The sequence below is a fragment of the Cupriavidus sp. GW822-FHT02D05 genome (assembly GCF_058802485.1).
The window spans coordinates 301,842-315,217 of record NZ_JBXAOE010000002.1; the positions used below are offsets into that span (position 1 = coordinate 301,842).

12 protein-coding genes are annotated in these 13,376 nt (G+C 67.3%); 5 read left to right on the top strand and 7 right to left on the bottom strand.

The genetic code is table 11. The annotated features are described in order from the left end of the window. Positions 1 to 110 precede the first annotated feature (110 nt). Complete coding sequence (locus tag AC1RQK_RS03795) at positions 111 to 1,001, bottom strand: flagellar brake protein (protein ID WP_492374741.1); 891 nt, start codon at positions 999 to 1,001, stop codon at positions 111 to 113. A gap of 305 nt (positions 1,002 to 1,306) precedes the next feature. Here AC1RQK_RS03795 and AC1RQK_RS03800 point away from each other — a divergent pair, with 305 nt between their 5' ends. Together AC1RQK_RS03800 and AC1RQK_RS03805 are read left to right on the top strand one after the other, a co-directional pair. Further along, positions 1,307 to 2,005 carry a FadR/GntR family transcriptional regulator gene (locus tag AC1RQK_RS03800; RefSeq protein ID WP_492374742.1) on the top strand — a complete coding sequence of 233 codons (699 nt, stop codon included), beginning with the start codon at positions 1,307 to 1,309 and terminating at the stop codon, positions 2,003 to 2,005. Positions 2,006 to 2,109: 104 nt separating this feature from the next. Then, complete coding sequence (locus tag AC1RQK_RS03805) at positions 2,110 to 3,216, top strand: NAD(P)/FAD-dependent oxidoreductase (protein ID WP_492374743.1); 1,107 nt, start codon at positions 2,110 to 2,112, stop codon at positions 3,214 to 3,216. A gap of 30 nt (positions 3,217 to 3,246) precedes the next feature. Here the strand turns inward: AC1RQK_RS03805 and AC1RQK_RS03810 are convergent, their stop codons facing one another. From AC1RQK_RS03810 to AC1RQK_RS03830, 5 genes are all read right to left on the bottom strand, one after another. Then, complete coding sequence (locus tag AC1RQK_RS03810; RefSeq protein WP_492807723.1) at positions 3,247 to 4,473, bottom strand: MFS transporter; 1,227 nt, start codon at positions 4,471 to 4,473, stop codon at positions 3,247 to 3,249. A gap of 1 nt (position 4,474) precedes the next feature. Beyond that, positions 4,475 to 5,593, bottom strand: coding sequence for a chorismate synthase (gene aroC / locus AC1RQK_RS03815; RefSeq protein ID WP_492807725.1), 1,119 nt, complete (start codon positions 5,591 to 5,593; stop codon positions 4,475 to 4,477). An 87-nt stretch (positions 5,594 to 5,680) separates the two neighbouring features. Then, complete coding sequence (locus AC1RQK_RS03820) at positions 5,681 to 6,400, bottom strand: glutathione S-transferase C-terminal domain-containing protein (RefSeq protein WP_492374746.1); 720 nt, start codon at positions 6,398 to 6,400, stop codon at positions 5,681 to 5,683. A gap of 22 nt (positions 6,401 to 6,422) precedes the next feature. After that, positions 6,423 to 8,321: an MFS transporter gene (locus tag AC1RQK_RS03825; RefSeq protein WP_492374747.1), complete on the bottom strand. Its 1,899-nt coding sequence runs from the start codon at positions 8,319 to 8,321 to the stop codon at positions 6,423 to 6,425. A 163-nt stretch (positions 8,322 to 8,484) separates the two neighbouring features. Continuing rightward, positions 8,485 to 8,931, bottom strand: a complete 447-nt coding sequence (locus AC1RQK_RS03830; protein ID WP_174422769.1) for a CBS domain-containing protein — start codon at positions 8,929 to 8,931, stop codon at positions 8,485 to 8,487. A 202-nt stretch (positions 8,932 to 9,133) separates the two neighbouring features. Here AC1RQK_RS03830 and AC1RQK_RS03835 point away from each other — a divergent pair, with 202 nt between their 5' ends. The 3 genes from AC1RQK_RS03835 to AC1RQK_RS03845 all read left to right on the top strand — a co-directional run bounded on the left by AC1RQK_RS03835 (position 9,134) and on the right by AC1RQK_RS03845 (position 11,922). Next, a complete protein-coding gene (locus tag AC1RQK_RS03835; RefSeq protein WP_183031501.1) occupies positions 9,134 to 10,444 on the top strand; it encodes an O-acetylhomoserine aminocarboxypropyltransferase in 1,311 nt (436 codons plus the stop codon). Beyond that, on the top strand, positions 10,444 to 11,268 hold the full coding sequence (locus AC1RQK_RS03840; RefSeq protein WP_492374748.1) for an alpha/beta fold hydrolase: 825 nt from the start codon (positions 10,444 to 10,446) through the stop codon (positions 11,266 to 11,268). The genes AC1RQK_RS03835 and AC1RQK_RS03840 overlap by 1 nt, the downstream gene beginning before the upstream one ends. A 336-nt stretch (positions 11,269 to 11,604) precedes the next feature. After that, positions 11,605 to 11,922 (top strand): Mpo1-like protein, encoded by a 318-nt coding sequence (locus AC1RQK_RS03845; protein WP_492807728.1) that lies wholly within the window; start codon positions 11,605 to 11,607, stop codon positions 11,920 to 11,922. Between the two features lie 13 nt (positions 11,923 to 11,935). On the opposite strand, the gene AC1RQK_RS03850 is transcribed toward AC1RQK_RS03845, so the two are convergent. Further along, complete coding sequence (locus tag AC1RQK_RS03850; protein WP_492807730.1) at positions 11,936 to 13,282, bottom strand: YihY family inner membrane protein; 1,347 nt, start codon at positions 13,280 to 13,282, stop codon at positions 11,936 to 11,938. Positions 13,283 to 13,376: the final 94 nt, after the last annotated feature.

The window sequence follows — 13,376 nt, forward strand, 5'->3', positions numbered from 1 at the left end:
CACAATGCCAGCATGCCGTGCCGGATCTTCTCGCAGGGGACAGTAGAGACGGGAAGCGTGATTCGGGCAAGAATCCGTGTTAGCAGGATGACTCCAGACGCCGCCCCCTCTCACGCGGCGGTGACCTGCATGCTGGCATTGGCCAGCAACTGCTCATAGATAAAGCACTGGAGCAGCGTCAGCTCGCGCTCGCCTAGGGCTTCGAACACAACGCCGAACGTGGGAAACTCCACATCGCCCTCGGCAGGCAACGCGTTGCGCACCACCCCGTCGACCATGATCTCGCTGTCCAGCGCGGCGGTGCGCAGATGGAAGCACAAGCGTACCGGCGCACCGGGCGCCGGCACTGCGCCGGCGATCTGGATCTGCGCGCCGCCAGTGCTCAGGTCGGTCAGCAACACCAGGCGGGCAGGCTGGTGCTGTGCCGCAGCCTCATCGTCCGTGCTGCCGGGATCCACAAGGTAAGCCGCCAGCCGCGTCAGCACGCGGGTCGCCTTGCGCACCGGCATCTGCTGCGGCTCGGCCGGCGCCGACAAGACCAGGTAGCGGAATGGACTGCGGCAGATGGCGGTCACCGTCGACTCGAAACTGAGGATGGCGTGACCGGAAAAGCCGCGCAGCAACACCGTCTCGCCGGGCTTGAGCTGCAGTTCCTTCCCGCCGAGCTGCGGCCAGGTCACGAACAGGCCCTGCTCGACAAATCCGATCAGCCGGCTGGCCGCGGCGCGCCCGGTCTGCCCCGGCGATTTGACCTGAAGCAGCGTGCCCACCTGCAGGCCAAGCGGCCCCGCACTGGCCAGCCGCCCGCTGTCCATCGGCTCGCCCGGTTCGCCCGGCTCGTCCTCCGGCCGGCACACAGTGCCATGGCGAAACACCAGGGCGACGTCGCGGTCCTCGGGAATCACGCTGCCGCTGCCGAGCACGAGATTGCCTGCCTCGTCCAGCAAGGACCAAGGCAAGGGCTGGCCGACGGGGAGATCGTTAGGGGTGAGTGCAATCATGGTTAGCACCGGTGAACGCCCGGGCAGCGGGCGTGGCAGATCCAACGGCGGCTACGGGAACGCAGAAACGGTCGTCCCGGCCACCACCTAGCGAGGCGCTCAGTGCACAGAGCGGCTGGCGCGGCTGCCTCAAGGCGCCGCGATGTACCAAGTGAATAGCGCATCCCATCCAGTTTGCTATCGGCGCATTCCTGGAAAACCTTGAGAACAATCGGACAGCCAAGGGGGCAGGCATGCCTTGACGCCGTCTCGCTTTCCTCGCAAAATCTCGCCACAATCTGTCTGACAGCCTTACATATTAATCGATGACCATCCTAAGCCGCCCCGCCTCGCTTGCCGCACGTATCGCCGACGCCCTGCGCGCCGACATCGCAGCGGGCCGCTTTGCCGCCGGCGCCCGGCTCCCGGCCGAAGCCGCCCTTGGCGAGACTTTTGGCGTGAGCCGCCCCATCGTCCGGGAGGCCATTGCACAACTGAAGGCGGACGGGCTGCTGGTCACGCGCAAAGGCTCGGGTGCCTATGTATCGGACACGCCCGGCGGGCAGGTATGGCGCATGGCCCCCGAACTGCAAGGCGGTCCGACCCCGGCCCAGCTATTCGAGTTGCGCATGGTGGTGGAATGCGCCTGCGCCGAAATGGCCGCGCTGCGCCGCACCGACGAGGACCTGCAAGCCATCCACGCCGCGCTGGCCGCGATGCGCGAGCACGCCGAAGATTTCACCAGCGCCGCAGCCGCCGACGTGGCGTTCCACCACGCCATCGCGCAGGCCGCGCACAACCCCTGCTTCACCGGCCTGACCGATTTTGTTGGCCAGCACATGCTGGCGGCGCGGCAAACCGCCTGGGAAAACGCCGCCCGCTTTCGCGGCGGCTCGCAGGGCGCGGATAGCGAGCACACCGCGCTGGTGCAGGCCATTGCCGCCGGCAACGCCAGCGCGGCGCGGCAGGCCGCACGCAGGCACCTCGGCGCGGCAGCCAAGCGCATGGGGCTGACTTTGCGTTAAGCCCTGGCGCGCAGAGCGCAGGGCCTATCCACGGCACAACACAATCCAGGGACCCGCGGCACGTACCGCCTGACAGGCGCCGGCCGCATCAGCAGAGAACGACAATGGAACAAGTAGATTGCGTGGTAATCGGCGCGGGCGTAGTGGGCCTGGCCGTGGCGAGACAACTGGCCATGCAGGGCCGCGAAGTCATCATCCTGGAAGCCGAGAACGCCTTCGGCACCATCACCAGCGCGCGCAACAGCGAAGTGATCCACGCCGGCATCTACTATCCGGCCGGCTCGCTCAAGGCCGCGATGTGCGTGCGCGGCAAGGCCATGCTGTACGACTACTGCGCCTCGCACCACATCCAGCACCAGCGCTGCGGCAAGCTGATCGTAGCCACCACCGAGGCCCAGGTCGCCACGCTGGAAGGCATCAGGGCCAAAGCCGCGGCCAATGGCGTGCATGACCTGCAGTTGCTCAGCCAGGCCGAGGCGCAGGCGCTGGAGCCAAACCTGCAATGCCGCGCCGCCCTGCTCTCTGCGTCCACCGGCATCGTCGACAGCCATGGCCTGATGCTGGCCTTGCTGGGCGACGCCGAGAACGCCGGCGCCATGCTGGCGGTGCAGTCGCCCGTGGCCGGCGGCGCCGTGATGCCGGATGGCATCCGCCTCGACGTGGGCAGCCAGGACGAGGCGGACGGCACCACGCTGCTGGCCCGCACCGTGATCAACTCGGCCGGCCTGACCGCGCCGGCGCTGGCGCGCAGCATCGAAGGCATGCCTGCCGCACATATTCCACCGCAGTACTACGCCAAAGGCTGCTACTTCACACTGGCCGGGCGCGCCCCCTTCTCGCGCCTGATCTACCCGGTGCCGGAGGCCGCCGGCCTGGGCGTGCACCTGACGATCGACCTGGGCGGCCAGGCGCGCTTCGGCCCCAATGTGCGCTGGATCGACGAGATCGAGTACGGCGTGGACCCGGCCGATGCCGACAGCTTTTACGGTGAAGTGCGCAATTACTGGCCGGGACTGGCCGACGGCGCGCTGCAGCCGGGCTATGCCGGCATCCGCCCCAAGATCAGCGGGCCGGGCGAGCCCGCGGCGGATTTCCGCATTGATGGCCCAGCCACCCATGGTGTGCCGGGGCTGGTCAACCTGTTCGGCATCGAGTCGCCCGGGCTGACCTCGTCGCTGGCGCTGGCCGAGCACGTGGCAAGCCTGCTGTGAAGCCCTGAACGATCCAAATGCCGGCGCGCGTCAGCGCCCGGCCGTGGCGGCATCCGCCTTGGCGTCGGACGCCGCCTCCGTACGGAACGTCATGAACGCGCACAGTGCGCCGCCCGCCGCCGCTAGTGCCGCCAGCCCGAATGTGTGCGCGGGCCCGAGCGCCTTCCAGGTCCACCCCATCGCCAGCCCGCCGCAGGTGCCGCCAAGGCCGTAGGAAAGGCCGGTGTAAAGCGCCTGGCCACGCCCCTGCAAGGGCCCCGCGAACCAGCGCTGCAGGCGTTTCAGGCTGGCGCTATGGTGCGCGCCGAAGGTGGCCGCGTGCAGGACCTGCACCAGCGCCATCAGCCATGACAATTGGGCGAAGTAGCCGGTCAGGCCAAAGCGGATCGCGGCCAGCACGAAGGTGCCGGCCAGGATGGTGCGCAAAGGTACGCTTGCGAACAACCGCCCCTGGTAAAAGAAGAAAACGATCTCGGCCACCACGCCGATGGTCCACATCACGCCGATGGCGAACTTGCTGTAGCCAAGCTGCTCCAGGTACAGCGAATAGAACACGTACAGCGCGGCGTGGGCGAACATCATCAGGAACGCCGAGCCGAAGAACCAGCTCACATCGGGACGGCGCAGCAGCGGCAGCGCCGGCGGCGGCTTGACGCGCGGCCCGTCCTCGGGCGCATCGCGCATGCCGAACACCACCACCAGGAACAGCGCCAGCATGGCGCTCGCCAGCCACGGGAACACCTCCATGCCGTAGTGCTCGAACAGCGCCCCACCCATCAGCACGGCCGCGATAAAGCCGGCCGAGCCGAACATGCGGATGCGCCCGTAGCGGTAATCGAAGGCGCCGTAGCGGCGCAGCGTGGAGATGGTGAGCGCGTCGCCCAGCGGAGACATGGCGCTGGTGATCAGGTTCAGCCCGATCATCATCGCCATCATTGCGCCGTAGCTGGTGACGCCGGGCACCATCAGGAACGCCAGCAAGGATGTCACGGCGGCCAGGCGCAGCAGGCGCACGCGGGTATGCATCACGTCGGACAGCCAGCCCCAGAAATACGGGCCGACGATGCGGCTGACCTGGAAGCAGGCCATCAGCACGCCAATCTGCACCGGGGAGAAACCGCGCCCGGCGAAGAACAGGCTCACATAGGGGGAGATGACGCCGACGTAGCCGTAGTAGCCAAGATAAAACAGGCCAAAGCGCGTCTCGGAGACGCGCCCGGCACCCGCGGCGCGGGCGTGTTGTTCCGCCTGCGCCAACTCAGCGCGACGGGCCGGACTGCGGCGACTGGGCGGGAATGCGCGGGGTATCGACCTTGACGTCGCCGCACTGGGCACGGTGGCGCAGCGCATGGTCCATCAGCACCAGCGCCAGCATGGCTTCGGCGATGGGGGTGGCGCGGATGCCCACGCAGGGATCGTGGCGGCCGAAGGTTTCCACCGTGGTGGGCTGGCCTGCCTTGTCGATGGATTCGCGCGGGGTGCGGATGCTGGAGGTGGGCTTGATTGCCAGCGAGACGGTGACGTCCTGGCCGGTCGAGATGCCGCCAAGCACGCCGCCGGCGTTATTGCCACGGAAGCCTTCGGCGCTGAGCGAGTCGCCATGCACGCTGCCACGCTGGCTCACGCTCTCAAACCCCGCGCCGATCTCCACGCCCTTGACGGCGTTGATGCCCATCATGGCATGCGCGATATCGGCATCGAGCTTGTCGAACAGCGGCTCGCCCAGGCCCACCGGCACATGGCTCGCCACCACCTCGATGCGCGCGCCGACGGAGTCGCCGTCGCGGCGCAGCGCGTCCATATAGGTTTCCAGCTCCGGCACGATCTCCGCATTGGGGGCAAAGAAGGGATTCTCCGGCACTTCCGCCCAGTCCACGAACGGCACGCGGACTTCGCCCAGCTGCGACATATAGCCCCGGATCTCGGTGCCATACTGCTCGCGCAGCCACTTCCTGGCCACGGCCGCCGCTGCCACCACCGGTGCCGTCAGGCGGGCCGACGAGCGGCCGCCGCCGCGATAGTCGCGGATGCCGTACTTCTGCCAGTAGGTGTAGTCGGCGTGGCCCGGGCGGAAGGTCTCGACGATATTGCCGTAGTCCTTGCTGCGTTGGTCGGTGTTGCGGATCAGCAGGCAGATCGGCGTGCCGGTGGTCTTGCCCTCGAACACGCCGGACAGGATCTCGACCTGGTCGGGCTCCTGGCGCTGCGTGACGTGGCGCGAGGTGCCGGGCTTGCGGCGATCCAGGTCCAGCTGGATGTCGGCCTCGGTCAGGGACATGCCCGGCGGACAGCCATCCACCACCGCGCCGATGGCCGGCCCGTGCGATTCGCCGAAAGTGGTGACAGTGAAGAGCAGGCCGAGAGTATTGCCGGACATGATGGGAGGCCGCGCAGGGCGTGAGAATTGGGGAACGGGCTACATTGTAAGGCTTTTGCCGCCCTTGCGGCCCTCCCCGGCTCGCGCTCAGGGCGCGGGCGCCGCCTGCAGGTCCGGATAGAAGCGCTCCCGCATCCGCGCCACGTAGGCCACCAGGCTGGGGTGGGATTCGGCGGCGGTGCGGATCGGCGTGTCGAACAGCGGGCACAGCGCGCCGGCCATGAAGGCGAAGACCGTGGCGTCGGCGCCGCAAGGCTTGTCGCCCATCAGGTAGGGCTGGCCACCCAGCACATCGGCCACGGCCGCCACATCGCGGCTGGCTATCGCGGCCAGATCGGCCGGGCTATGGCGCCCGAGCCCCTGCGTCCACAGGATGCGGCGGATCTTCGAGCGCACAAAACGCATCGCCAGCCCGCGCACCGGCCAGGGCACGGCGCGGAAGAACGTCGCCGGGCCCCGGGCAAAATTGGCGTCGTGGTTCCAGCGCGCATCGGCCACAGCCCAGTAGAAGTTATCTTCCAGCATCTTCTCGACCGCCCAGGCCGTGCCACGCTGGGACCGCGTCAGCCCTTCATCGAAGTCGATGTGGTAGGTCTTCTCCAGGTGCCAGCGGATCAGCGTGGAGTCCGCCACCACGCGGCCCTCGTCGTCGAGATAGGGCAGCTTGCCCTTGGGCGCGCGCCGCAGGCCGCCCTGCGCGGCGCGATACGGCAGTCCCGCGAGCTTGAGCAGCATGTCGGCCTTGGTGACGAAAGGGCTGGCGTCTGGCAGGCCGAAGGCCGGCCCGAAGGTGTAAAGCGTGATCATGGTTGCCGCCTCCCGCTTATCGTTAGCGCCACTCGCCGCGCAAGCCCTGCACCACCTGCTGCAAGCCCTCCGGCGTGGCCAGTTCCGGCGCGATCGGGTCGCCCACGACCAGTTCCAGCCGATTCAGGATGCCGCGCCGGAATGGCCGGGACATGGCATTGCCGCCCTTGCGGGAGAAAAAGCTGCCCCACAGCCCGCGCAGCGCCATCGGCACGACCGGCACGGGGGTGCGCCGGATGATCTGCTGCACGCCCTGCTTGAAAGGATTGAGCTCGCCGGTGGCCGTGATCTTGCCCTCCGGGAAGATGCAGACCAGGTCGCCGCCGGCCAGCGCCCGCGCGACTTCATCGTAGGCACGCTCCAGCATGACCGGGTCCTCGTGCGCCGGCGCGATCGGGATCGCCTTGGCCTGGCGGAAGAACCACGACATCAGCGGCACCTTGAAGATGCGGTGATCCATCAAGAAGCGCACCGGCCGCGGGCTGGCGGCCATCAGCACCACCGCATCGGCAAAGCTGACGTGGTTGCACACCAGCACCGCCGCGCCCTCGGCCGGAATGTGCTCGGCGTTGACGCGCTTCAGGCGATACACCGTATGCACCAGGATCCAGGCAATGAAGCGCAGCAGGAACTCCGGCACCAGCGAGTAGATGTAGATGGCAACCATCGCGTTGAGCAGCCCCACCACCAGGAACAGCTGCGGAATGCTGAAGCCGGCCTGGGTCAGCACCACCGCCAGCAGCGAGGAGCCGATCATGAAGAAGCTGTTGAGGATGTTGTTGGCGGCGATGATGCGGGCCCGGTGCGTCGGCGCGCAGCGACTCTGGATCAGCGCGTACAGCGGCACGCTGTAGAAGCCGCCGAACATCGCCAGCAGGAACAGGTCGATCAGCACGCGCCAGTGGCGCGGGTCGGCGGCAAAGCCGGCCAGCCCGGACAGTTCGCTGTGCTGCTCGCCGTTGCTGGCAAAGAACAGGTCGACCGCGAACACCGTCATGCCAATCGAGCCGAACGGCACCAGGCCGATCTCGACATGCCGACCGGACAGCCGCTCGCACAGCAGCGAGCCGGTGCCGATGCCCAGCGAGAACACCGCCAGCAGCAGCGTCACCACGTTCTGGTCGCCGCCCAGCACGTCCTTGGCAAAGCTGAAAAACGAGGTGAGGAAGGTCGCGCCCAAAAACCAGAGCCAGGAAATCCCCAGCAAGCTCAGGAACACCGTGCGGTCGGTGCGCGCCAGCTTGAGGTTACGCCAGGTCTCGGTAAACGGGTTCCAGTTGATGCGCAGGTCAGGTTGCGGCGCCGGCGAGTCCGGCACGCGCGCGGACACCATGCGGCCGGCCAGCGCCAGCACCACGCAAGCTGCGCCGACATAGAACGGCCCCACGATCTTCTCGCCATGGGTCAGGCCGGCCAGTTCGCCGCCAAGCAGGGTACCGAGCAGGATGGCCACGAAGGTGCCCATCTCCACCAGGCCGTTGCCGCCCACCAGCTCGGTCTCGTCCAGGTGCTGCGGCAGGTAAGCGAACTTGACCGGGCCAAACAGCGTCGAGTGCAACCCCATCAGGAAGGTGCCCGTGTAGAGCAAGGGCGCGCTATGCATGGCAAAACCCGCCAGCCCCAGCAGCATGATGGCGATTTCCAGCGTCTTCACCAGCCGGATCAGCCGGGACTTCTCGATCTTGTCGGCGATCTGGCCGCTGGTGGCCGAGAACAGCACGAACGGTGCGATAAAGATGGCTGAGATCAGGAACGCCGCGCTCTTGGCGTCAACACCGTCGAACAGGGCCGTATGGTAGGTGACCAGCGAGGTGAAGGCGACCTTGAACAGGTTGTCGTTCATGGCGCCCAGGAACTGGGTCCAGAAGAAGGGCGCGAAGCGGCGCGTGCGGAGCAGACGGAATTGGTTTTGTTGGCTCATGTAGCGCTCATGTCGCAGTCGGCTCAAAAAGATGCCGCGTCGTTGCGCGGCATTTACCACTTGTACGGACTATGGGCGCGCCCCAGGAGGGTGCACAGCCCGCAGCGCCTCGATCGGCCCAACCCGGCCGCCGCTACGTGGCGCCTCTCGCGCCATGGGCGGCTCAATCGCTCTTTTCTTCCGGCCAGTCGCGGATGTAGGCCTTGAGCATGCGGTTCTCGAAGCTCTGCTCTTCCACCACGGCCTTGGCCACGTCGTAAAACGAAATCACGCCCATCAGCGTCCGGTTGTCCAGCACCGGCAGGTAACGGGTGTGGCGCTCCAGCATCATGCGGCGGACTTCATTGACGTCCGTCTCCATGGTGCAGGTCAGCGGCGCGTCGTCCATGACCTTGCGCAGGCTGGTGGTGCCGACGTTGCCCCCGTTGGCGGAGAGCGTCTTGATGATCTCGCGGAAGGTCAGCATGCCGACCAGGTCGCCGTATTCCATCACCACCAGCGAGCCGATATCGTGCTCTGCCATGATGTTGACCGCCAGCAGCAGTGACGTTTCCGGCTTCACCGTATAGAGCGTGTTGCCCTTGATCTGCAGGATGTCGCTGACTTTCATGATGGTCTCCGCTTCTCTGAATCTGCTGTTTTGCTGTTTATTACCTGCCGCCGCCGGCATGGCCTGATGCGCCGATCCTAGCCGAAACCAGCCGCCCAAGTAAAGCACGGGCCGCCGCCGGGGCCGCCAAGGCTATTTGCCGTGCCCCCGGCAGCAGCGGATGCTACGATGCGATCCGGAGACAACTCTAGCCCTTGAAGCCATGTCCGGTACCCGTTTCGACACCCTGGCGCTGCATGCTGGCGCCGCTCCCGACCCCGCCACGGGGGCGCGGGCCACGCCCATCCACCTGACGACATCCTTCGTCTTTAAAGACAGCGAGCACGCCGCCTCGCTGTTCAATATGGAACGCGCGGGCCACGTCTACTCCCGCATCTCCAATCCGACGGTCGCCGTCTTCGAGGAGCGCATCGCCGCCCTGGAGAACGGCGCCGGCGCGATCGGCGTGGCTTCGGGCCAGGCCGCGCTGCATCTGGCGGTGGCGACGCTGATGGGCGCGGGCTCGCACATCGTGGCGTCCAGCGCCCTGTATGGCGGCTCGCACAACCTGCTGCACTACACGCTGCGCCGCTTCGGCATCGAGACCACCTTCGTGCAGGCGCGCGACATCGACGCCTGGCGCGCTGCCATCCGGCCCGAGACCAAGCTGCTGTTCGGCGAGACCCTGGGCAACCCCGGGCTGGACGTGCTCGACATCCCGACCCTGGCGCAACTCGGCCAGGACAACGGTATCCCGCTGCTGGTCGACTCCACCTTCACCACGCCCTACCTGCTCAAGCCCTTCGACCTGGGCGCCGGCCTGCTCTATCACTCGGCCACCAAGTTCCTGGGCGGCCATGGCACCACCATCGGCGGCGTGCTGGCGGAAGGCGGCACCTTCGACTTCGAAGCCTCCGGGCGCTTCCCGGAGCTGTCGGAACCCTATGCTGGCTTCCACAACATGGTCTTCACCGAGGAGAGCACGGTGGCGCCGTTCCTGCTGCGCGCGCGCCGCGAAGGCCTGCGCGACTTCGGCGCCTGCCTGAGCCCGATGGCCGCCTGGCAACTGCTCCAGGGCATCGAGACGCTGCCGCTGCGCATGGCCCGCCATGTGGACAACGCGCGCCGCGTGGTGCAGTTCCTGGTGTCGCACCCGATGGTCGAGTCGGTCGCCTATCCGGAGCTGGAATCCCACCCGGACTACGAACTCGCCAAGCGCCTGCTGCCGCGCGGCGCGGGCGCCGTGTTCAGCTTCAACCTCAAGGGCAACCGTGCCGCGGGCCAGCGCTTCATCGAAAGCTTGGCGCTGTTCTCGCACCTGGCCAATGTGGGCGATGCCCGCTCGCTGGTGATCCACCCGGCCTCCACCACCCACTTCCGCATGGACGCCGCGGCGCTGCAGGCCGCCGGCATCAGCGAAGGCACCATCCGTCTATCGGTCGGACTGGAAGACCCGGACGACCTCATCGACGACCTCAAGCGCGGCCTCAAGGCAGCCGAGAAAGCCATGAGCGCCAAGGGAGGGCAAGCCTGATGGAACTGACGATCGCAGGCCACAAGGCCTACGCCTACACCGGCGGCAAACCCTTCGACCCCGCCCTGCCCTGTGCCGTGTTCGTGCACGGCGCGCAGAACGACCACAGCGTCTGGGCTCTGCAGACGCGCTGGTTCGCCAATCACGGCTTCAGCGTGCTGGCGGTGGACCTGCCCGGCCACAACCGCAGCGAGGGCATGCCCCTCAAGACGGTCGAGGCCATGGCCGACTGGGTGATCGAACTGGTGCGCGCGGCCGGAGTAAGCGCCCCCGCGCTGGTCTTCGGGCACAGCATGGGCTCGCTGATCGCCCTGGAAACGGCCGCCCGCCACCCTGACGCGGTGCGCGGCATCGCCCTGCTTGCCACGGCCTATCCGATGAAGGTTGCCGACGCCCTGCTCGACGCCTCGCTCAACCGCGTGGACCAGGCCATCGCCATGGTCAACGCGTGGTCGCACTCCAGCCTCGCCAACAAGCCCTCCTCGCCGGGACCGGGCTCGTGGATGCAAGGCGGCAGCCAGCGCCTGATGGAACGCGTGGCACAACGCAACCCTGAAGGCCACGTCTTCCACAACGACTTCTCCGCCTGCAACGCCTACGCCAACGGCGACGCCGCGGTGGCCGCCGTGCGCTGTCCCGCCCTGTTCATCAGCGGCAGCAAGGACATGATGACCTCGCCCAAGGCCGCCCAGGCGCTCGCCGCCAGGATGGCATCGGCCAGCACGGTCACGGTGCCCTGCGGGCACGCGCTGATGGGGGAAAGGCCGGATGAGGTACTGGACGCGCTGGCGGCGTTTGCGCGCAAAGTGGTAGCGGCAGCTTGAAGGCGGCGGCGTAGCGAGCGCCCGCCCTCTCCCCGGCTGCTCTCCCACAAGTGGGAGAGGGGAGCCAACCAGCCGCAAGATCAACCAACTGTGGTAGCCGTGTTTCCCGCCCTAAGGGGCGGGAAACACCCAAGCGCGATGCGAAGTGAGCCGTCAAGGTGTGCCCAGGCCGTACACCGGCGCGCCTTCTTTGCCTACTTTTTTGGCAAGACAAGAAAGTAGGTCGCCGCCCCGCAGGGGTGGTGAAACCGCAGTTGCCTTTGACGGTAAGCAGTTGCAGTTACAGTCCCCCCCCACCTAAACTAAAAGCCCCCGAACACCCCACAGGCCCCCGCCATGCCCCAGGCCCACCCCCGTGAGTTCGAGAATTTCGCCGCCTTCTACCCCTTCTACCTGAACGAGCACCGCGACCCCACCTGTCGCCGCCTGCATTTCGCCGGCTCCACCGTGGCATTGCTGTGCCTGCTCGCACTCCTGCTCAGCGGCAACTGGTGGTGGCTGGCAGCGGCCACCGTGTCCGGCTATGCCTTCGCCTGGGTCGGCCATTTCGTCTTCGAGAAAAACCGGCCCGCCACCTTCCGCCATCCGCTCTACAGCCTGATGGGCGACTGGGTGATGTACGGCGATATCTGGCGCGGCAGGATTCCCTTCTAGGCCCGCGCTGCCATCAGACCTGGCCGTGCCAGCCGGGCGGCACCACCTCCAGGGTGCGCCGCGCGGGATCGGCTGAGCGTTCCTGGACCGCCGGGCCATCCTCCTGTTGCTGCCGGCGGAACACCGCATCCAGCGGCTGGTCCAGGCGCGGGTTGTCCAGCACCTGCTTGAGCGCATCGGCGCCCTGCAACTGCTGCGCCAGCGCCGTGCGCGGCAAGCGCGGCAGGTTCAGCACCAGCCGGTCGTGCAGCGTGCGCAGCGTCACCTGGCCCGGATCGCACAGCAGCGCCCAGTGCGCCTGGCCGCGATCCTGCGCCAGCCTGCCGACCAGATGCATCCCCTTGAGCTTGCCGAGCAGGCCAGCCAGGTAGTCCGCCTCCACCCGCAGCTTGCGCCCCAGGTCGAGCTCGCCGACGCTGCGCGGCACTTCGTCCCGCGCCCGATAGAGCAGGTAGAGCACGCCCAGCGCGTCGAAGAACTCGCTGCCGGCAAAGGTGCGGCGGCGCCAGTAGCCCTGCCGGATCACCGGCAGGTTGGCGGCGATGGTGGCACCCAGCAGCGTCACCAGCCAGCTCAGGTAGATCCACAGCAGGAAGATCGGCAGCGCGGCAAAGGTGCCGTAGACCGCGGTGTAAGTCGGGATATGGGTGACGAAGTAGCCGAAGCCGCGTTTGGCCAGCTCGAAGGCCAGCGCTGCCACCAGCCCGGCGGCGATCGCGTCGCGCCACTCCACGTTGGCGTTGGGCACGGCCGTGTAGAGGAAGGCAAAAGCGACCGCCGACAGCAGCACCGGCGTCAGGCCGACCACCAGCCCCAGCCCAAACGGCATGGTGCCGACATAACCAGCCGAGACCGAGATCAGGTAGGAGCTGATCGACAGGCTGGCACCGATCAGCACGGGGCCCAGCGTCAGCACGGCCCAGAACACCAGCACGCGCTGCGCCAGCGGGCGGCGCTGCTTGACCCGCCAGATCGCATTGAGCGCGTCCTCCACCGTCAGCATGGTGAGCACCGAAGTCACCATCAAGCCACCCAGGCCCACCGCCGTCAGGCCCTTGGCATTCTTGGCGAACTGGCCAAGGTAGCTGGTGATGGAATTACTGACGTTGCCAGGAATCAGGTTCTGGAACAGGAAGGATTCGGTCGCGCTGCGAAACTCGCGGAACACCGGGAAGGCCGCCAGCAAGGCGAAGGCCACCGTCAGCACCGGCACCACCGCCAGTACCGTGGTGAATGTCAGGCTGGCCGCGACCTGCGGCAAGCGGCCTTCGCCAGCGCGGCGCAGCGCGTAGCGCGTGAGCGCGCGTAGTTTTTGCAGATTCCATTCCCTGCGCAGGCGAACGATGCGGGCGGCAAACATGCGGGGGCAAACTCCTTACCGGGATTCCGTGGCGAGGCCGCAACTATAATACGCGCATTGCCCTCGCGCGCCGCGCAAGGCACAAACCCGGCCT

What these genes read in the sequence shown, in the direction of transcription:
- AC1RQK_RS03825 (WP_492374747.1), bottom strand. Translation starts at nt 8,321, where the DNA reads ATGAGCCAACAAAACCAATTCCGTCTGCTCCGCACGCGCCGCTTCGCG.
- AC1RQK_RS03850 (WP_492807730.1), bottom strand. Translation starts at nt 13,282, where the DNA reads ATGTTTGCCGCCCGCATCGTTCGCCTGCGCAGGGAATGGAATCTGCAA.
- AC1RQK_RS03830 (WP_174422769.1), bottom strand. Translation starts at nt 8,931, where the DNA reads ATGAAAGTCAGCGACATCCTGCAGATCAAGGGCAACACGCTCTATACG.
- AC1RQK_RS03820 (WP_492374746.1), bottom strand. Translation starts at nt 6,400, where the DNA reads ATGATCACGCTTTACACCTTCGGGCCGGCCTTCGGCCTGCCAGACGCC.
- AC1RQK_RS03840 (WP_492374748.1), top strand. Translation starts at nt 10,444, where the DNA reads ATGGAACTGACGATCGCAGGCCACAAGGCCTACGCCTACACCGGCGGC.
- aroC (WP_492807725.1), bottom strand. Translation starts at nt 5,593, where the DNA reads ATGTCCGGCAATACTCTCGGCCTGCTCTTCACTGTCACCACTTTCGGC.
- AC1RQK_RS03845 (WP_492807728.1), top strand. Translation starts at nt 11,605, where the DNA reads ATGCCCCAGGCCCACCCCCGTGAGTTCGAGAATTTCGCCGCCTTCTAC.
- AC1RQK_RS03805 (WP_492374743.1), top strand. Translation starts at nt 2,110, where the DNA reads ATGGAACAAGTAGATTGCGTGGTAATCGGCGCGGGCGTAGTGGGCCTG.
- AC1RQK_RS03835 (WP_183031501.1), top strand. Translation starts at nt 9,134, where the DNA reads ATGTCCGGTACCCGTTTCGACACCCTGGCGCTGCATGCTGGCGCCGCT.
- AC1RQK_RS03795 (WP_492374741.1), bottom strand. Translation starts at nt 1,001, where the DNA reads ATGATTGCACTCACCCCTAACGATCTCCCCGTCGGCCAGCCCTTGCCT.
- AC1RQK_RS03800 (WP_492374742.1), top strand. Translation starts at nt 1,307, where the DNA reads ATGACCATCCTAAGCCGCCCCGCCTCGCTTGCCGCACGTATCGCCGAC.